The organism is Psychrobacter sp., from assembly GCF_030454045.1.
GTDB lineage: Bacteria > Pseudomonadota > Gammaproteobacteria > Pseudomonadales > Moraxellaceae > Psychrobacter.
In genome coordinates, this window is sequence record NZ_JAKDJE010000028.1 from 15,293 (window position 1) to 35,415 (window position 20,123).

The following is a 20,123-nucleotide window of genomic DNA, read 5'->3' on the forward strand; positions in this document are numbered from 1 at the left end:
TATTCCTCAAAAAATCTGCCGACTTAGCTTATAGGGGATACCAGCGACTGGGGTTTTTCAACAAACCCAGCGCGGCTGTCTGGCACAATTTCAATCAAGTTAATCTGGGTCGGCGTGATTTCAACAATACGGCCGTCATTCAATCCAAGATAATCACCTACCTTCACGCTAGCCACTGAGCCATCAGGCCGTTGTACCAGTGCGTATCGCTGACCTTCCGGCGACACCACTACGCCTCTAAAGACCAGTTGTGATAGCTCATACTGCTCAAGCGGTTCTTTTACACGTGTGATATCAGGCCGCACCCCGTCAATGGAGGTGGTAGGACCCTCTACATTGACCAAACTTGGTGGTAAAAATGGGCTGCGCTGTGAGCTTGCGCTATAAACAAAATCTTCTACTAATTCAGCTTTAGGCGGTGGTTCAATGGGCTGCGCTGGCTGGTTACGAATGTCAGCCATTGACTGTTCTGCCATACCAATACGATCAGTACAACCAGTGATAGATATTGCAGTGATGCTCAGAGCCAACAGCATGGGCAATTTTTGTATACTCATTAGTTACCTCCTGCATTTGCATCAGTAGCTGCGGCGGCATCACCTGCAGGAGTGGCTTCGTCCTCAGGAGTCGCTTCTTTAGAACGATAGGTCTTAGTTTGCAACACTAAATTCAGCTCTGGTAAAACCTCCAAACTCGGCTGCGGGTTGCTCACTTCAAAGTCATGCATCGTGATGATACGGGGTAAGGCGGCAAGGCCACTGATAAAACTACCAAACTGATGATACTCACCTAAAGCGGCAATACGAATCGGCTGCTCAATAAAGAATTCGTTTTCAATCTCAGGCTCTACTGAAATATCTTGGAAACGAATATTACTGCCCACGCCTGTCATATTGATACCTTCCACTAGCTCTGACACACGAGTCTCTTTTGGTAACTGATCCAACAAAGTATTAAACTCCGTTTCCATTTGAACCACTTGTGCTTGATAAGCTTCTAGATGACGCGCACGTGACTCTTTTTCACGATAGCTCTCAAGCAGTGTCTGTTGCTGGCTTTCAGCAGCATTGATCTCATCGATCTTGCTACTAATCGGTAGCGCCCATGATAGTGCTGCGATAAAGGTAATAATGAGACCTACCACCGTCACCTTAACTGGCAACGGCCAACTGCCATAGTTTTCAGAATCTAACGACTCAAAACTACGGCGGAACTCATTTAAATCAAATTGCTTCTTTGGCGTTGAAGCATTTTTCTTAGTCTTGATTAGACTTTTTTTACGGACCAGTTTCATAACTCCCCTCCCGCACCATCTTCAGCAGGAACAGGTGCCTCTGATTGCACGTTAGTCGTCACCACAAACTGTACGTAACTGTCTTCTGGATACACTGGACGAGGTTGTTCGCCAGTCGTGGTGGTAGTCGTGTTGAGTGCTGGCGCCGTTTCATATGCACTAATGTTTTGTTGAATGTTGCTAACTGCTGAATTACCCATCCACTTGCTACTATCAAGATTACGAATTAAGCTAGATACAATGTTTGGATTGTCAGCGAGGCCAGTCAACGTTAACACATCGCCTTCGCGTTTGAGGTTCGTTAGATAAAGCGCCGGTGGAATGGCTCTTGCCAAGTCATCCCAAAGGCGTACTGGCACGGGACGACGACCTTGCAAATCTTGAATGACCTGCATGCGTGAGATAATATCTTCACGGCGCTGCTCTAAACTGTCAATTTCGGTTAATGCCGTATCTAAACGCGCGTTTTCTTGTTCAATCAATGCATTAGCGTCTAGCTGCTCATCGAGTTCATTATCAAAGTAGCTCCATGAAGCAAATGCCGCAAGGAGCGTAAGCAGTGTCACCGCAGCGATTAGAGTCATAAACTCTTTGTTGCGACGGTCGCGCTCTTCTTGTCGCCAAGGTAGAAGGTTAATACGAGCCATTAGTCAAAGCTCCTTAACGCAAGACCGCATGCAGCCATCAAGCTTGGCGCGTCGATGGTCAACTGCTCATTATCGATATTTGGTGCAATGGTCATATTGGTGAATGGGTTGGCGACACTGACAGTCACGCCCAATTTTTGCTGTGCCATGCCAGCGAGACCTGCAATTGAACTGCTCCCACCTGCCAGTACGACGTGATCAATACTGCTATATTGGCTAGAAGAAAAATAAAACTGTAAAGAGCGAGTAATTTGTTGGATCGTATTTTCTATAAAAGGTGTCAAGACTTCAGGATAATAATCATCAGGTAATGTACGCTCACGTTTACTCAGTGTCGCTTCTTCAGCTGATAATCCATAACGATTTTGGATTGCCTCCGTTAGCTGCACACCGCCAAATAGTTGTTCGCGGCTATAAATAAACTCGCCATTTTTTGCGATATATAACGTGGTCTGATTGTGACCTATGTCTATCAAAGCGACCAGTTCAGGCATGTTTGTGAGATTGTCTGCCATGAGCCCAAAAGCACGCTCGATGGCATGCGACTCGATATCCATGACTTTTGTTTGCATCCCGCCAAAAGTCAATGCATCCACACGTTGATCTACGTTTTCTGAACGAGATGCTGCCAGCAGGACTTGAACCATATCTTCGCTAACCAAAGAGGAGCCTAATACTTCAAAATCTAAATTCACATCCTCTAAAGGATAAGGTATATATTGATCAGCATCGAGACGTATCTGTGCTTCACGCTCAACATCGCTTAGCATCAGATCCATATCAATAATTTTAGTAATCACCGCAGAGCCTGACACCGCCGTTGCCGCATTGCTACCAGCGACTTGGCAACGTCTTGCTAGACTCGCTATAATATTGCCTACCGCTTCTGTATCCAATAAGAGCTTGTCGACGACTGCACCTTCCGGTAGTCTTTCGATACCATAGGATTTTAGATGGAACATGCCTTGCTGGCGCTGTACGTCAACCAGCTTCACTGAAGTGGCACCAATATCCACACCAATCAAATGTCGACTCTTTGAAGTAAATAGCCTCACAAACTCTATACCTTATATTAAGTGTACAATCTGATAGTTATTTGTAATAATTCAATACAATACTTTACTTAATTGATAGATTCAAGCGTTTAAAAATATATTAAGGCCTACTTACACATTTATTATGACCTACTAGTTTTGTTCAAGGTATAATACCTTATCCGCTACAAATTCTAATGAATAAGTCTTATTATGGCCAAAAAAAATGCTACTGCTCGTCTCATTCACTTTTTGGTGGGACTTTTTATCGCTTGCCTAGCATTGGCAGTTATCTTAGCGCTTGCTGTTCCCATTGGTTTTTATGGGATGGCGATGTATTTGTCGCCAACTTTGCCCAGTATTCAAGAAATCAAAACTGCCAACTTAGAAATGCCATTGCAAATATACAGTAGTGATGACAAGCTAATTGGTCAGTATGGCAATCGTTTGTCCTTACCAGTCACATTTGATGAAATCCCGACAGACTTAACTCACGCTTTTTTAGCGGCAGAAGATGCATCTTTCTTTCAGCATAGTGGTATCAGTATCAAAGGTCTTGGTCGCGCGGTCACTGAAGTTGTCACTGACGATGATAGTCAGACGGGTGGTTCCACTATCACGATGCAGGTTGCTAAAAATTATTTTTTGAGCCCTGAGCGTACCCTAAATCGTAAACTGACGGAATTATTTTTAGCACGTAAAATCGAAGACGAGCTGAGTAAAAACGATATTTTGACTTTATATGTCAATAAGATTTATTTGGGCGAAGGCGCTTATGGTATCCGCGCCGCTGCCAAAAAATACTACAGTAAATCGCTAGATAACCTCACTATTGCTGAGATGGCAATGCTTGCTGGTCTACCAAAAGCCCCTTCTAAATACAATCCTGTTGCCAATCCTACACGGGCTGTGACTCGGCGCAATTGGATCATTGGCCGTATGTATGAGCTTGGCTATATCACCAAAGCGCAACATGATGAAGCCGTTCGCTCACCTGTTGGCATCAAGCTGTATCAAGAGAAGCTTGATGTGAATATGCCTTATTTGGCAGAAATGACACGGGCGACTCTAGTCGAGCGTTATGGTGAGCAGGTGATGCATGGTGGTTGGCGTGTTCGTCTCACAGTCGATAGTAAGGCACAAACATCGGCAGAGGCTGCCATATTGACAGGGTTAGTAGCTTATGAGCATCGTCATGGCTGGCGCGGCGCAGAAGCAAATGACGAGCCTCTCGAAAACTTTCAGCGCTATAGCAATATGTCTCCTGCCAAAGTCACCAAAGTCAACTCTCGTAGTTTTGAAGCGACATTACAGTCTGGTGAAAGCGTGACGGTCAATTGGTCTGGCATGAGCTGGGCACGCAAATACATCTCCGCCAACCGTATTGGCTATTATCCCGATAATGCCAGCCAAGTAGTGAGCAAAAACGATATTGTCCGCGTGATACCTACCGCAAATGGTAATTGGCAACTAGGGCAGATACCTAAAATACAAGGCAGTCTGGTTTCATTAAATCCAGAAACCGGCGCGGTTAATGCATTAGTAGGCGGTTTTGATTTCAAACACAGTAAGTTTAATAGAGCCTTACAAGGGTGGCGCCAACCTGGCTCTACCATCAAGCCACTCGTCTACACAGCCGCTTTAGAAAAAGGCTATCGCCCAGACAGTATCGTCTCTGATCGTCCTATTCAAGTAGGCGACTGGAAACCTAAAAATTCGGATGAACGTTTCTTAGGGGATATCACGCTACGCCGTGGTTTATATTTATCGCGCAACTTGGTTTCTATCCGCTTGCTACAGTCCATTGGTATCTCTGATGCGCGCAACCTCTTAGATGAGTTTGGTCTAGACAAAGAAAAACTACCAACAACTTTATCGTTGGCTCTAGGGGCAGGACAAGCAACCCCATTACAAATGGCGACCGCTTATTCAACTTTCGCCAATGGGGGCCATCGTGTCCAGCCTTATTTTATTGAGCAAATTTATAACTATAAAAATGAGTTATTATTTCAGGCTAATCCACTTCAAGCTTGCGCCTTATGCTTCAATGAGCAACTTGAAGCGGTTAATAAAAACCTGATAGAAGAATATGACAAATCATTAGAAGACGAAAACAGTACTACTGATGAATCAGCTACCGAAAGCACTGAACTAGAAAATAGTGAAAATGTAGAAGAAACTGATGAAGCAATCGACCTTACTATTTATGACGCGGGTCCACAATCAGATCGCCTAAAAGCCCCCGCCGTACAATATGTAAGAGCCAAACAAGCACCGAGAATACTCAAACCGAGAGTCGCGTTTGAGATGGCAGATATTTTACGTGACGTGGTACGTCATGGTACGGCAGTACGAGCCAAAGCCCTAGGCCGCGATGATATTGGTGGGAAAACAGGTACAACCAACGAAGCCAAAGATGCTTGGTTTGCAGGATTTCATCCAACCAATGCAACCGTAGTCTGGATGGGGTTTGATCAGCCAGAATCTATGGGTCGCCGAGAGTATGGTGGGGTTGCTGCCCTGCCCGTCTGGATGGACTTTATGAAAGCTCAGCTCAAAGACACGCCAAATCAATGGGTATCTCTCAATAACCGCTCAAAATCTAAAAAACAGCAGCAGCAAATTATAGAAATGACCGATGATGGTATTATAACTGATGATGACAATATTTCTGATACCAGCGCACCAGCAAAGCCAGTCAAGACCCAAACTCAGCAGCGCAAACCGACAGCCGCCGAGCCCACTGCAGATACTAACAACTCAGTAGCTCAAGCAAACAATAGCCGTAGTAACGATAGCGTGCCGCAAAATCCTTTATCGGTCACGCCAGTTCAGCGTATGCCCCCGATGCCAGAGTGATCTACTGCTCGGTATTTGTCTAAATAAAAAGGCTTATTCAGTGATTACTGAACAAGCCTTTTTTATATCTCAGAGTTTTGGTTTACTTAGATTTCTAGAATTCAACCATTCCTGCACGTAATTGCTCAATCAACTCCAACAGCTGTTGGCGCCATTCTCTTATCGTCGCCTCATCAGGTAACCACTGATTAGACAAAGTGACTACGTTCACGATAAGGTCTGGTGCTGCTGAATCACTGCTCGGCATCTCATCTACGATTGTGTCTGGTGGGACAGCATAAAGACAACGCTCATAAGCGCGCTCTATATTGGCGACAAAACCTTGCTGCTGTAATTGCTGCAAGCGCTGAACTTCAGGAGATACCTGTGTGCGCTCGCCCAGTGCCTGCTCAATATCTAACAAGGTTGGCGAGGTTATGTTTAGACTATAAAAATGGCCCAACTCTTGAATAAATGCTAACAATGCCCCGTATAAGTGAAAAATAGCCGTTTCACAATGAGCCTGATATAGCTGCTTATCATTGGTGCTGCCTGCTGTTTGACAAGAGAGACGGCAGAAATAGAGTTTTTGATTGGTACGATCTGCTTGATATTTGGCAACGCGAGTTTTACCTGCCATGTGCGACTGATCCTTCTATAGATAGTGAATTGAGGCTTGTTTTCCAGTGTACTATTTTTTTAGATAATAGCACCATGCCTTTCTCAGTTTTTATAAGCACAAAAAAGCCAGCACTTAGGCTGGCTTTTTTTTGAATTGAAAATGAATCAAAATACTCAATACTATTAATTATTTTGATTTAGCTCTTGAGCGAAAGCTTCATCAAAGCTTGCAAAGTCTTTGCTGTCAGTGCTTGCAGTCATATCAAACGCTGCATTTAGATCACTGTCTTGTAGCTTCTGATCCGCTTTTTCTTTGCGGGCTTTATGATAAGCAAGACCCGTACCTGCAGGAATCAAGCGACCAACCACCACGTTTTCTTTCAGACCACGTAGCTCATCCACTTTACCAGTCACAGCCGCCGCCGTTAGTACACGGGTTGTTTCTTGGAAAGACGCCGCTGAGATAAAGCTTTCAGTTGCCAAACTTGCCTTAGTGATACCTAATAATTGACGCTCAAACTGTACTGGGAATTTGTCTTCCGCTTCTAGTTTCGCATTCAGTGCCTTGATATCTGCATACTCAACCTGATCACCTTTGAAGTGGCTTGAATCGCCGCCATCAGTGACTTCAACTTTACGCAGCATCTGACGAATGATAACTTCGATGTGCTTATCGTTTATTTTTACACCCTGCAGGCGATAGACGTCCTGTACTTCGTTGACGATATAATCAGCAAGTGCCGTCTGGCCTTTCAAGCGCAAGATATCATGCGGGTTTTGTGGACCATCTGCAATAATCTCACCACGTGCTACCGTCTCGTTTTCAAAGACGTTGATTTGACGCCATTTTGGAATCAGCTCTTCATGCACTTCGCCATCTTCATTGGTAATAATAAAGCGGTTCTTACCTTTGGTCTCTTTACCAAAGCTCACCACACCTGTCATTTCTGCCATGATGGCATGATCTTTTGGACGACGTGCTTCAAATAGATCAGCAACACGTGGTAGACCACCGGTAATATCTTTTGTACCAGAAGAAGCTTGTGGAACACGGCCTAGAATCGAACCTGCTGCTACTTTTTCACCATCGCTCACGCGAATAATCGTTTCAGCTGGTAAGAAGTAAACCACTTCTTTGCCTTCGTCAGTGTTCAAGATAATGGCAGGACGTAAGTCTTTTGCTGAACTTGAACGGTCACGAGTCGCTAGAATCTCAAACGAGCTCATACCAGTGGCATCATCAACCTTAACGGTCGCCGTTGAACCATCAACGATATCACTGAAACGTGCTGTACCAGCAAATTCTGTGATAATTGGATGGGTATGCGGATCCCATTTAGCGATGGTTTGACCGCCTTCAACCTGCTCTTCGTCTTTTACAAGAACGCTTGAACCGTACGGTACTTTATAGCGCTCACGCTCACGGCCAAGCTCATCAGTCAACGCGATTTCAGCTGAACGCGATACGATAACTAAGTGACCATCGGTATGCTCAACCGTTTTCATGTTCTCAAAGTGCGCTTGACCAGCATTACGTACAGAGATGCTGTTGTCTACAGAGGCTGAGCTCGCGGCTCCGCCCACGTGGAACGTACGCATGGTCAACTGAGTACCTGGCTCACCGATGGACTGAGCGGCCATAACACCAACTGATTCGCCGATATTCACTTTGTGACCACGTGCAAGGTCACGACCATAACACTGTGAACACACACCATGTTCGATATCACAAGTAATCACCGAACGTACCCAGATATCATCGATTGCGTTGTTATCAAGGACATTAACCCAATACTCATCAATCAAGGTACCAGCTGGAATCAATACTTTTTCACTGTCATCATTGTAAGTAACGTCACGGGCAGTCACACGACCAAGTACGAGCTCACCTAGCTTCTCAATGATTTCACCACCTTGGATATGTGGTTTCATGAGTAGGCCTTCTTCAGTACCACAATCATCACTAGTGATCACCAAATCTTGCGCCACATCAACCAGACGACGAGTTAGGTAACCCGAGTTAGCCGTTTTCAGTGCTGTATCCGCTAGACCTTTACGTGCACCATGCGTTGAGATGAAGTACTGTAATACGGTCAAACCTTCACGGAAGTTCGCTTTAATTGGTGTCTCAATGATTGAGCCATCTGGCTTAGCCATCAAACCACGCATACCGGCCAACTGACGAATCTGTGCGGCACTACCACGAGCACCAGAATCCGACATGATAAAGATCGAGTTGAATGATTTCTGCTCGTCTTCCTCACCTTGGGCGTTGATAACTTTATCGGTCGCCAGGTTGTCCATCATCGCCTTAGCGACTTTGTCATTGGTACGTGACCAGATATCAACCACTTTGTTATAACGCTCACCTGCGGTCACAAAACCTTGCTCGAACTGATCTTCGATTTCGCGAACTTCGCCTTCTGCCACTTCAATAATGTTCTTTTTCAGTGGTGGAATGACCATATCGTCAATACCGATAGACACACCAGATAGTGTTGCTTGAGCAAAACCAAGATACATTAATTGGTCAGCAAACATGACACTTTCTTTGACGCCCACTTTACGGTAGCAAGAGTTGATCAAACGAGAAATATTTTTCTTCGTCATCTCTTGGTTACACTCATCAAACGTCATACCTTTAGGCATGATGTTCCAAATAAGCAGACGACCAGCAACCGTTTCTTTTAGGTTAACTTCTTTGGTCTCGTTACCCTCTTCATCAATTTGCGTCTCAGTAACACGCACTTTGATCTTGGCGTTTACGTGCAAATCATTTGAACCAATCGCGCGCAATGCTTCATTGACGGTCGCAAAGATCATGCTCTCGCCTTTGGCATTGATAGACGAGCGGCTGATGTAATATAGACCTAGTACAACATCCTGCGATGGTACGATGATTGGATCGCCGTTCGCAGGTGACAAGATGTTGTTGGTAGACATCATCAAGGCACGTGATTCAAGCTGTGCTTCTAGGGTCAATGGCACGTGTACAGCCATTTGGTCACCATCGAAATCGGCGTTGAATGCGGTACAAACAAGCGGATGCAACTGGATGGCTTTACCTTCGATCAATACTGGCTCAAATGCTTGCAAGCCCAAACGGTGAAGGGTTGGTGCACGGTTCAGAAGCACTGGATGCTCACGGATAACCATGGCCAGCATATCCCATACTTGCGGTTCTTCACGCTCTACCATCTTTTTGGCAGCTTTAATTGTTGTCGCTAAGCCATGAGACAATAGTTTGTTATAAGTAAATGGCTTGAATAGTTCTAGTGCCATTTTCTTAGGTAGACCACACTGATGTAGACGTAGTGTTGGGCCTACAACGATAACCGAACGACCAGAGTAATCGACACGCTTACCAAGTAAGTTCTGACGGAAACGACCTTGCTTACCTTTGATCATATCTGCCAAAGATTTCAATGGACGCTTGTTACTGCCAGTGATGGCGCGACCACGGCGACCGTTATCAAGCAACGCATCCACTGACTCTTGCAACATACGCTTTTCGTTACGTACGATGATATCAGGCGCGCTCAGCTCAAGCAGACGCTTAAGACGGTTGTTACGGTTGATCACACGGCGATATAGATCGTTTAGATCTGATGTCGCAAAACGGCCACCTTCTAGCGGTACTAGCGGGCGCAAATCTGGTGGTAGTACTGGTAAGATGTTCATTACCATCCACTCAGGCTTATTATTAGAATCGCGGAATGCTTCTAATAATTTGAGACGCTTAGACATCTTCTTAAGCTTGGTCTCAGAGCCAGTTTGCGGAATTGCTTCACGCAGCTCATCAATCTCAAGATCCATATCGATATCTTTCAATAGGTCTTGGACAGCCTCAGCACCCATCTTAGCTGTGAATTCGTCACCAAACTCTTCAAGCGCTTTGTAATAATCTTCATCATCAAGCAACTGGTACTTTTCTAAGCTAGTTAGACCAGGCTCAGTGACGATATAGCTTTCAAAATATAGAACGCGCTCGATATCACGTAGCGTCATGTCTAACAATAGACCGATGCGGCTTGGTAATGATTTTAGAAACCAAATGTGCGCCACAGGACTGGCTAGGTCGATATGACCCATGCGGTCACGACGAACTTTAGCCGTGGTGACTTCAACACCACATTTTTCGCAGATGACGCCTTGGAACTTACGGCGCTTGTATTTACCACATAAACATTCGAAGTCTTTTACTGGGCCAAAGATTTTGGCACAAAAAAGACCATCACGCTCAGGCTTGAACGTGCGATAGTTGATGGTCTCAGGCTTTTTTACTTCGCCATGCGACCATGACTTAACAACGTCAGGTGAGGCTAGAGTAATTTGAATGCTATCAAACTCTGTATTACCGTTGCCGGTAGGGCTTTGCATGATATCGAGTAAATCTTTCAAGTTGCTTCTCCGTTATCTTTATAATCATCTGACAGCGTACTATAGACGCGGATAAGATGAATGAAGGCAATGAATAGGGTTGAGACAAATCACTAAAAGCAGCAGCCATAATGCATACTGCCTTTAGTGGACAACTAAGTTAAACAACGGGCTAGTTGCTTTGTTTTAACTCAATATTAATACCCAGTGATTTGATTTCTTTGGTCAGTACGTTGAACGACTCAGGCATGCCTGGATCCATATACTGCTCACCATCAACGATGTTTTTGTACATACGTGTACGGCCTTCAACGTCATCCGACTTCACCGTTAACATCTCTTGTAACGTGTAAGTCGCGCCGTATGCCTCTAGTGCCCATACTTCCATCTCACCAAAGCGCTGACCACCAAACTGAGCTTTACCACCAAGTGGTTGCTGAGTTACTAGAGAATAAGAACCTGTTGAACGCGCGTGCATTTTGTCATCAACCAAGTGGTTAAGCTTGAGCATATACATATAACCAACGGTTACTTTACGGTCAAACTTCTGACCTGTACGACCATCATATAACGTCTGCTGACCATCGCGATCCATACCAGCAAGCTCTAGCAAATCTTTAACTTGGCTTTCTCTTGCGCCGTCAAATACTGCTGTGCCCATCGGTACACCGCCACGTAAGTTGTCTGCTAGCGCCATGATGTCATCATCACTTAAGCTATCAAGATCAACTTGCTCACCACCAACTTGGTTATAGATTTTGTCCAAGAAGTCACGTAGCTCTTTGATTGCTGCTTGCGATTTGAGCATACCATCAATTTTCTCGCCCAAGCCTTTGGCTGCCATCCCCAAATGCGTCTCTAAAACCTGACCGATGTTCATACGAGATGGTACACCAAGTGGGTTCAATACGATGTCAACGGTATTACCATTTTCATCATAAGGCATGTCTTCAACTGGCATGATGCGTGATACCACACCTTTGTTACCATGACGACCCGCCATCTTATCACCAGGTTGAATACGACGCTTAACCGCTAGATATACTTTAACGATTTTTTGTACGCCATGTTGTAAGTCATCACCAGCGGTCAATTTGCGTTTTTTCTCGGCAAATTTCACATCGATGTCTTTTTGCTTATCAACCAAGTAATCAGAGATTTGCGTCAGACGCTCAGAGATTTCTTCTTCAACTGGCTGGATATCAAGCAAGGTCTCAAGACTCATGTCTTTCATATCGTCTAATGCCATAACCGTACCGGCTTTTAGACCAGCACCGCCACTGACTTTTTGGCCATCTAGTAGAGTACCAATACGACCGCGAGCCGCTTCTTCAAAGATACGTAGCTCTTCTTTCAAATCTTTACGATAGCTATCAAGCTGCGATTTTTCAATCGCTCTTGCACGTGCGTCTTTTTCAACGCCATCACGGGTGAAGACCTGCACATCAATAACGGTACCTTTGCTTGAAGTCGGTACGCGTAATGAAGTGTCTTTCACATCCGCCGCTTTTTCACCAAAGATAGCCCGTAGTAGTTTCTCTTCTGGCGTTAGTTGCGTTTCGCCTTTTGGCGTCACTTTACCAACGAGAATATCACCAGCGTCAACTTCAGCACCGATATAGACGATACCTGCTTCATCAAGACTTGATAGTGCGGCTTCACCAACGTTTGGAATATCAGCCGTGATCTCTTCTGTACCTAGCTTGGTATCACGAGCCACACAAGTCAATTCTTGGATATGAATGGTAGTGAAACGATCTTCTTTCACGACTTTTTCAGATAGCAAGATTGAATCTTCGAAGTTATAACCATTCCACGGCATAAATGCGATGCGGATGTTCTGACCCAGTGCTAGCTCACCAAGATCCGTTGATGGACCATCAGCCAAGATATCACCCAAAGCAATCTCGTCACCTTGGTTAACGATGATACGTTGGTTGATACAAGTGTTTTGGTTAGAACGCGTGTATTTGATCAAGTTATAGATATCGATACCCGCTTCACCAGCAGTCATCTCGTCTTCGTTGACACGAACCACGATACGTGATGCATCAACATCTTCAATCACACCGCCACGCTTAGCGATCACACAAACGCCAGAGTCACGAGCAACGTGACGCTCCATACCCGTACCTACGAGCGGCTTATCAGCACGTAGCGTAGGAACCGCCTGACGCTGCATGTTCGAGCCCATCAGGGCACGGTTAGCATCATCATGCTCTAGGAACGGAATCAAACCTGCTGCGACCGATACGACCTGACTTGGTGATACATCCATATGCGTGACTTTTTCTGGCGGCATACGAACAAATTCACCATAGTTACGTACACTGACCATCTCGTCAGATAACGCGCCGTCCTCAGTCATCGGAGAGTCAGCCTGTGCAATGACCGTACCGACTTCTTCGATTGCTGATAGATATTCAATATCATCAGTCACTTTACCATCAACCACACGGCGATAAGGCGTTTCTAAAAAACCAAAGCTGTTGGTTTTAGCAAAGGTTGCTAGCGAGTTGATTAGACCAATGTTTGGACCTTCAGGAGTCTCAATCGGGCAGACACGGCCATAATGGGTATCATGTACGTCACGTACTTCAAAGCCTGCACGTTCACGAGTTAGACCACCTGGTCCTAACGCTGATACACGGCGCTTATGGGTAACTTCAGACAACGGGTTGTTCTGATCCATAAACTGTGACAACTGGCTTGAACCAAAGAACTCTTTAACCGCCGCCGCTACTGGCTTAGAGTTAATCAAATCTTGTGGTGACAAGTTGTCTGATTCTGCTGAGCTTAAACGCTCTTTTACCGCACGCTCAACACGTACTAAACCAACACGGAATTGGTTTTCTGCCATCTCGCCTACTGAACGAATACGGCGGTTACCAAGATGATCAATATCATCGACATCGCCGCGACCGTTACGAATTTCGATAAGTTCTTTTAGAACATTAACGATGTCATCGTTGGTCAATACACTGCGTTCGCGCTGTACGTCTGGATCATCGGTGTTTTCAAATGGCAGACTAAGACGACGGTTGAACTTCATACGACCGACGTTAGATAGGTCATAACGATCGGCGTTGAAGAACATGCTTTCAAACAGTTTCTCAGCCGTTTCAACCGTTGGCGGCTCACCTGGACGCATAACTTTGTAGATTTCGATCAATGCTTCTTCGCGGGTTGACGTGCTATCAGCACGTAGCGTATCAGCAATATAGCTGCCTTGGTCGATATCGTTGGTGAACAGAATGCTGAATTCTTTGATGGCACCACTGGCTTCAAATGAGTTCAATTTTACCAATAACTCGTGGTCGATTGGCGTGTTTGCTTTAGCGATGATTTCATCGTTAACAACGATGTCTTCAGCTAAAATACGCTCATATAGATACTCATCAGGTACCGCAATTTTCGTCATGCCTGCTTCTTCAAGTTGACGGATACGGCGTGCGTTGATACGTTTACCCTGCTCTACAATAACGTCACCTGCAGGTGATACGATGTCAAACTGAGCCATCTCGCCACGTAGACGATCAGCAACTAAATCAATTTCAAACTGCTCTTCGCCTTTATAAACCGCAACTTTGTCAAAGAAAAGATCTAAGATTTCAGATGTAGTCAGGCCAAGTGCACGTAGAATGATAGAAGCCAATAGCTTACGGCGACGGTCAATACGAGCAAAGACTAAGTCCTTTGCATCAAATTCAAAGTCTAACCATGAACCACGGTAAGGGATGATACGCGCGTTATAAAGCACTTTACCACTTGAATGCGACTTACCTTTATCATGGTCAAAGAACACACCAGGTGAACGATGTAGCTGAGAGACGATAACACGCTCAGTACCATTAATAATAAAAGTACCGTTCGCCGTCATTAAAGGCATCTCGCCCATGTAAACGCTTTGCTCACGGATATCTTTGATAGCGGCTTTGCTATCTTTGTCTTTGCTATCTTTATCTTTGATGATCAAGCGAATTTTGACACGCATCGGCGCCGCAAACGTTGAACCACGTAAGATACACTCACGCTCATCAAATTCAGGCGTACCTAAATAGTACTCAACAAATTGCAACTCCGCGTTACCAGAGTGACTCTCAATTGGGAAAATAGAGGAATACGCAGCTTGCAAACCAGTATTCTCACGAGCTTTTGGCTTTTTATGCTCTTGCAAAAATTGCTCATAAGAATCTACTTGAATAGACAGTAAATAGGGAACGTCCATTACAGTGGGCAATTCAGCAAAACTTTTGCGAATACGCTTTTTTTCAGTATAAGAATATGCCATCGAGAGTCCTTACAGTAAACGTGGAAACAAATTAAAAGCGTGGCCAATATGCACAAATATGATGCACACTTAGCGACGTAAACGATAATATAAAACGGGTCTTCGTATTCAGTTCATATCTTTTCTGTCAATTACTACTTTACTTATCAGTGCTTACCCAGCACCCTTCACTTAATCTAGTCGTTGCTTTCAAAGTCATAACAAATGAATCAGTCTATATGACTGCTGCAACCAAAAAATTCAATATTACCTAATCTATAACACATGGCCCATCAGGTTTAAATTATAGATGCATGGTTGAGAAATAACACCTATTAGGATTGCATATAAGCCACTTGCCCTCTAAACTATCCCATAGCACACTGCAATCTTGCGATATACAAACCGTCTATGTGCTTAAGTATAGACAGTGATGCCATAATAAATAGGCAACTTGAGACCAACAACTTTTTCAGAATTAATAATAGGGGTAAGTATAACTTTTAGAATCAGTATAAACTATAGTGTTGATAGGAAAGCATGCAGACACAAAAAAATGCCAAACATCTCAAGACGTTTAGCTCGTATAACTGATTTCAAAAACTGGCATGTGTGCTTGCATGTATATCGTCTGTCCTTTTGATGGGTATCCACCGTGATGTTGCATACGTATGTTGGCAGACACAAAAGGTCAAGCTACGAATTATAGTAAAAAAAAGCTGGCAATGCAAGGCATTACCAGCTTTTTTTCGTGCAAAGTTAACCTTATTTTAGGTCAACAGAGGCACCAGCTTCTTCAAGCTTAGTCTTCAACTCTTCAGCTTCAGCTTTAGATGCGCCTTCTTTGATTGGTGCTGGAGCACTTTCAACCAAATCTTTCGCTTCTTTTAGGCCAAGACCAGTTGCTTCACGTACAGCTTTAATAACTGCAACTTTCTTCTCGCCGAAGCCAGAAAGAATTACGTCAAACTCGTCTTTTTCTTCAGCAGCAGCAGCGCCACCAGCGGCAGCAGCAGGTGCAGCAGCAGCAACAGCAGCAGTTACGCCGAATTTTTCTTCCATATCGCTGATTAGCTCAACGATGTCCATTACTGACATTTCAGCGATTGCGTTTAACACATCTTCTTTAGATAGTGCCATGAGAACTCTCCGTTATCTGATAAAAATTAATTGATTCTAATATCGCTTTGATTGTTTACCACCATTTCAAATAGGTGTGGCAATAAAGTACAACCAATATTAGCGATGTTAAAGTTACGTTAAAACAAGCAATTAAGCAGCTTCTTTTGCGTCTTTGATTGCCGCTACAGTGCGAACGAACTTGCCAGGAACAGCGTTCATAGTCTGGACAAGCTTGGTCACTGGTGCATTCATAGTAGCCATCAAGATAGAGATTGCTTCGTCGCGAGTTGGTAGCTTCGATACGCGCTCTAGCTCTTCTGGACCATAAACTTCACCACCGACTGATACTAATTTGGTCTCTAAAGCTTTGTTATCTTTACTGAAGTCGAAAACGACTCGAGCGGCAGATCCCAAATCTTCCATAGAGAAAGCCAAAAGTAGTGGACCAGTCATACGGTCTGACATGCTCTCAAACTTAGTGCCTTCAAAAGCGCGTTTTGCTAGTGTATTTTTTACCACTTTCAAAACAACACCTTTATCACGAGCTTGTTCGCGTAGCTTAGTAAGCTGTGCAACACCAATTCCGTGATACTCGGCAGCTACTGCTGAGTAAGCATTAGCAGCAACTTCAGACACTTCAGCCACAACTTGTTGTTTTTGTTCTAGCGTTAATGCCATAAGTTGACTCCTTTAATCTTATCAATCCACTTATAATAAAAGTGCCAAAAACAAGGTTTTATGCGCTCAAACTATAAGCTAGGACTGACTTGATACGACACATTACCAGCGGATTCAATCAATAAAAAAATCATCTACTGGTAACGACTGATTACGGCACCGTTATCAGAATGACGTTGAGTAATAGTTTGAAGATTATAAATAATCCTATCGCCCTATTCGCTCGTGTCTTAAACTGTATGGGCCACCGTCTGCGTAGGACAACTAAGATTTTCATCTGTCGCCGATTAACAAAAGTGACTCAGTATCATATTTAACCATTCGAAATTGCTATTTATGACGCTAAACCACTCTCTACCTACGGTCTTAGACAGCGTAGTAAATACTACGCTGACCTAATTTTTGAATATAGTATGTGCTCATCATTCAAAATACTTGAAGTTCAAGTACTCAAAAATAGAGACTTTAATTATTTAGCAGTACGATAAGGGACAGCGTCGATCGTTAGACCAGGGCCCATCGTGCTAGACAAAGTGATTTTCTTGATGAAAGTACCTTTAGAAGTAGCAGGCTTAGCACGCTTTAAATCAGAAAGAATCGCTTGCGCGTTTTGCTCGATTTGCTCAGCAGTGAAACCAACTTGGCCGATAGTTGCATGGATAATACCAGCTTTATCAACACGGTACTGAGCCTGACCAGCTTTCGCATTAGTCACAGCTTCAGCAACGTTTGGTGTTACTGTACCAACCTTTGGGTTAGGCATTAGGCCACGTGGACCTAGGATTGTACCCAATTGACCAACAACACGCATAGCATCAGGAGCTGCGATCACAATATCAAAGTCCATGTTACCGGCTTTAATTTCTTCTGCTAGGTCTTCAAAACCAACGATGTCTGCACCAGCTTCTTTAGCGGCTTCAGCAGCAGCGCCTTGAGCAAATACAGCAACGCGTTTGGTTTTACCAGTACCAGCAGGTAGATTGGTTGCACCGCGAACGACTTGGTCAGATTTACGTGGGTCAACGCCCAAGTTTACTGCAATGTCGATAGACTCTTTAAATTTGAGTGCTGGCAAATCGTTTAGGATTTGAACGGCTTCTTCTAGCGTGTATTGTTTTTCGTTATCAATACGGCTTTGAATTTCTTTTTGACGTTTGGTTAGCTTAGACATTATACACCCTCCACGGTAATACCCATTGAACGTGCAGTACCAGCGATGGTACGGACAGCAGCGTCAAGATCAGCAGCCGTTAAGTCTGCATTCTTAGTCTTAACGATTTCTTCTAGTTGTGCACGGTCCACTTTACCGACTTTAGCAGTGTTCGGTGTACCTGAACCTTTAGCGATGCCAGCAGCTTTACGTAGTAAGTACGCAGCTGGTGGTGACTTCATGATGAAGGTAAAAGATTTATCGTTATATACTGTGATCTCAGTTGGGATCGGTAGACCTGGCTCTTGGCCTGAGGTCGCAGCGTTAAATTCTTTACAGAACGCCATGATGTTCACGCCTTTTTGACCCAAAGCTGGACCAATAGGTGGTGAAGGATTTGCTTTGCCTGCAGGCACTTGCAGTTTGATGTAACCATCAATCTTCTTAGCCATGATACTCTCCTAAATGGGTAATAGCGCCAAATCAACATGGTATATACCTAATTGACTAACAGCTCCCCGGTTGATGAACTTTTTGCTGATTTAGTCTAGCTTTTCAACTTTACTAAACTCAAGCTCAACCTGCGTAGGTCGATTAAATACGTTTACCGTTAGATGTAGTTTAGACTTCTCATAATCCACTTTTTCTACCAACCCTTTAAAGTCAGTGAATGGACCATCAATAACCAATAACTCTTCGCCTGGCTCAAATAGCGTCTTAGGACGAGGATCAGTCTCAGTTTGATTCAAACGGTTCAAAATACGGTCTGCTTCTACTTGCGTAATTGGTGCAGGCATCTCAGGCGTGCCACCGACGAAGCCCATAATACGAGGGCAATCTTTTACGATGTGCCAAGTATTGTCGTTCATTTCCATTTGAATCAATACATAACCTGGAAAGAATTTACGCTCACTCTTACGCTTTTTGCCGTCTTTCATTTCGACGACTTCTTCAGTAGGAACCAGTACATCACCGAATGACTCAGTAAAGTCACTACGGTTAATACGATCAGTTAACGAACGTTGTACTTGTTTTTCATATCCTGAAAACGCTTGGACAATATACCAACGCATATCACGCTCCTGATCATTATGAATAAGTCGTTATAAGTAAATCTCTCGCTAATAGTCACTAATACGCGCTATTAACCGATAAAGATACCAACGAACCAATTAAAGAAATTATCTAATAACCAAATAAAAAACCCAACAATGGCAATCATGACAATAACTTGCCATGTATATTGAAAGGTTTCATCTTTACTTGGCCATGTCACTCGGCGAAGTTCAACAGCTGCATCTTTTAATAAAATTTTAAAAGCACGACCTTGATGCGTCAGCGCCAAGCAAATCAATGCAAATACAACAAGTGCAACAATAATACCAATACGTACCCAGACATCGTTGGCTGGTTGCCAATAGCCTGGTAGATATTGATTAACGAGAGTCGCACCGATCAAAACTGCTGCGGCAAGTAGCCACAAAATCAAATCTTTGATTGAGCCTGTCTTAGCAACTTCAACAGCAGAAGTACCGCTCGCTGAGACGTGCTTATCTTTAGACAGCATTCCACCAGCAACCGCCTTGGCATCAGATAACTTAGTCTCGAGGTTATCTTGATTATTGCTCATAAAGAACTCGCTTCGGAGATGGTGAGGTACAACAAAGATGAGATAAGAAGATGGCAGGCGATGTAGGACTCGAACCTACAACCCTCGGTTTTGGAGACCGATGCTCTACCAATTGAGCCAATCGCCTATGGGTGTAAAGGACAGCATTATACAATATCCAGCATAGAATGCAACCCTTTAGCGGTAAAATTATTACCTTTTACCTGATATTCACTTAGTAGGTATATGATCAACCTCTACCCTATTTTCACGTCTATGCGCTACTCGTTTTAAGTGAAGCGCTAATATAACAATCTATGAGATAGATTACAATACAGGATATGACAAATAAATGACTAATATTGCCAGATAAAGCTAAGTAAATACTCGTTTAAGCACGTTATCCTATAACCGAGTAATAAGCTCATAAAAAAAGCCACCCAATATAGGGTGGCTCTTTATCAACTGATAGTTATCAGA

General features: G+C 43.9%; 14 protein-coding genes and 1 tRNA gene. 1 reads left to right on the forward strand and 14 read right to left on the reverse strand.

Annotated elements, in window-relative coordinates; translation table 11 throughout:
* Positions 1-23: 23 nt before the first annotated feature.
* Genes L0G63_RS07010 through pilM form a run of 4 tightly spaced genes read right to left on the reverse strand, consistent with a single transcriptional unit; the run spans position 24 to position 2,996 of the window.
* Positions 24-557 (reverse strand): pilus assembly protein PilP, encoded by a 534-nt coding sequence (locus tag L0G63_RS07010; RefSeq protein ID WP_301449995.1) that lies wholly within the window; start codon positions 555-557, stop codon positions 24-26.
* Complete coding sequence (locus L0G63_RS07015; RefSeq protein WP_301449996.1) at positions 557-1,294, reverse strand: type 4a pilus biogenesis protein PilO; 738 nt, start codon at positions 1,292-1,294, stop codon at positions 557-559. The genes L0G63_RS07010 and L0G63_RS07015 overlap by 1 nt, the downstream gene beginning before the upstream one ends.
* Positions 1,291-1,941, reverse strand: coding sequence for a PilN domain-containing protein (locus tag L0G63_RS07020; protein WP_301449997.1), 651 nt, complete (start codon positions 1,939-1,941; stop codon positions 1,291-1,293). The genes L0G63_RS07015 and L0G63_RS07020 overlap by 4 nt, the downstream gene beginning before the upstream one ends.
* Positions 1,941-2,996 (reverse strand): type IV pilus assembly protein PilM, encoded by a 1,056-nt coding sequence (gene pilM / locus L0G63_RS07025; protein ID WP_301449998.1) that lies wholly within the window; start codon positions 2,994-2,996, stop codon positions 1,941-1,943. The genes L0G63_RS07020 and pilM overlap by 1 nt, the downstream gene beginning before the upstream one ends.
* A 192-nt stretch (positions 2,997-3,188) precedes the next feature.
* On the opposite strand from pilM, the gene L0G63_RS07030 reads away from it, so the two are divergent.
* The gene (locus tag L0G63_RS07030) at positions 3,189-5,834 is read left to right on the forward strand and encodes a penicillin-binding protein 1A (RefSeq protein ID WP_301449999.1); all 2,646 of its coding nucleotides are present in this window, start codon (positions 3,189-3,191) and stop codon (positions 5,832-5,834) included.
* Between the two features lie 94 nt (positions 5,835-5,928).
* On the opposite strand, the gene L0G63_RS07035 is transcribed toward L0G63_RS07030, so the two are convergent.
* From L0G63_RS07035 to L0G63_RS07080, 10 genes are all read right to left on the reverse strand, one after another.
* The gene (locus tag L0G63_RS07035) at positions 5,929-6,453 is read right to left on the reverse strand and encodes a DUF6586 family protein (RefSeq protein ID WP_301450000.1); all 525 of its coding nucleotides are present in this window, start codon (positions 6,451-6,453) and stop codon (positions 5,929-5,931) included.
* Between the two features lie 164 nt (positions 6,454-6,617).
* Positions 6,618-10,835 (reverse strand): DNA-directed RNA polymerase subunit beta', encoded by a 4,218-nt coding sequence (gene rpoC, locus L0G63_RS07040; RefSeq protein WP_301450001.1) that lies wholly within the window; start codon positions 10,833-10,835, stop codon positions 6,618-6,620.
* A gap of 151 nt (positions 10,836-10,986) precedes the next feature.
* On the reverse strand, positions 10,987-15,105 hold the full coding sequence (rpoB, locus tag L0G63_RS07045) for a DNA-directed RNA polymerase subunit beta (protein WP_301450002.1): 4,119 nt from the start codon (positions 15,103-15,105) through the stop codon (positions 10,987-10,989).
* A gap of 744 nt (positions 15,106-15,849) precedes the next feature.
* On the reverse strand, positions 15,850-16,224 hold the full coding sequence (gene rplL / locus L0G63_RS07050; RefSeq protein ID WP_301450003.1) for a 50S ribosomal protein L7/L12: 375 nt from the start codon (positions 16,222-16,224) through the stop codon (positions 15,850-15,852).
* Between the two features lie 132 nt (positions 16,225-16,356).
* Positions 16,357-16,884, reverse strand: a complete 528-nt coding sequence (rplJ, locus tag L0G63_RS07055) for a 50S ribosomal protein L10 (RefSeq protein WP_057761724.1) — start codon at positions 16,882-16,884, stop codon at positions 16,357-16,359.
* A gap of 469 nt (positions 16,885-17,353) precedes the next feature.
* Complete coding sequence (gene rplA, locus L0G63_RS07060; protein WP_301450004.1) at positions 17,354-18,055, reverse strand: 50S ribosomal protein L1; 702 nt, start codon at positions 18,053-18,055, stop codon at positions 17,354-17,356.
* Entirely contained in the window at positions 18,055-18,486 is a 432-nt protein-coding gene (gene rplK, locus L0G63_RS07065; RefSeq protein ID WP_071002920.1) for a 50S ribosomal protein L11, read from the reverse strand. Before rplK ends, rplA begins: the two co-directional genes overlap by 1 nt.
* A gap of 90 nt (positions 18,487-18,576) precedes the next feature.
* The gene (gene nusG, locus L0G63_RS07070) at positions 18,577-19,107 is read right to left on the reverse strand and encodes a transcription termination/antitermination protein NusG (protein ID WP_301450005.1); all 531 of its coding nucleotides are present in this window, start codon (positions 19,105-19,107) and stop codon (positions 18,577-18,579) included.
* A 71-nt stretch (positions 19,108-19,178) separates the two neighbouring features.
* Positions 19,179-19,664: a preprotein translocase subunit SecE gene (gene secE, locus L0G63_RS07075; protein WP_301450006.1), complete on the reverse strand. Its 486-nt coding sequence runs from the start codon at positions 19,662-19,664 to the stop codon at positions 19,179-19,181.
* A 51-nt stretch (positions 19,665-19,715) separates the two neighbouring features.
* A tRNA-Trp gene (locus L0G63_RS07080) sits at positions 19,716-19,791 on the reverse strand.
* Positions 19,792-20,123 lie beyond the last annotated feature (332 nt).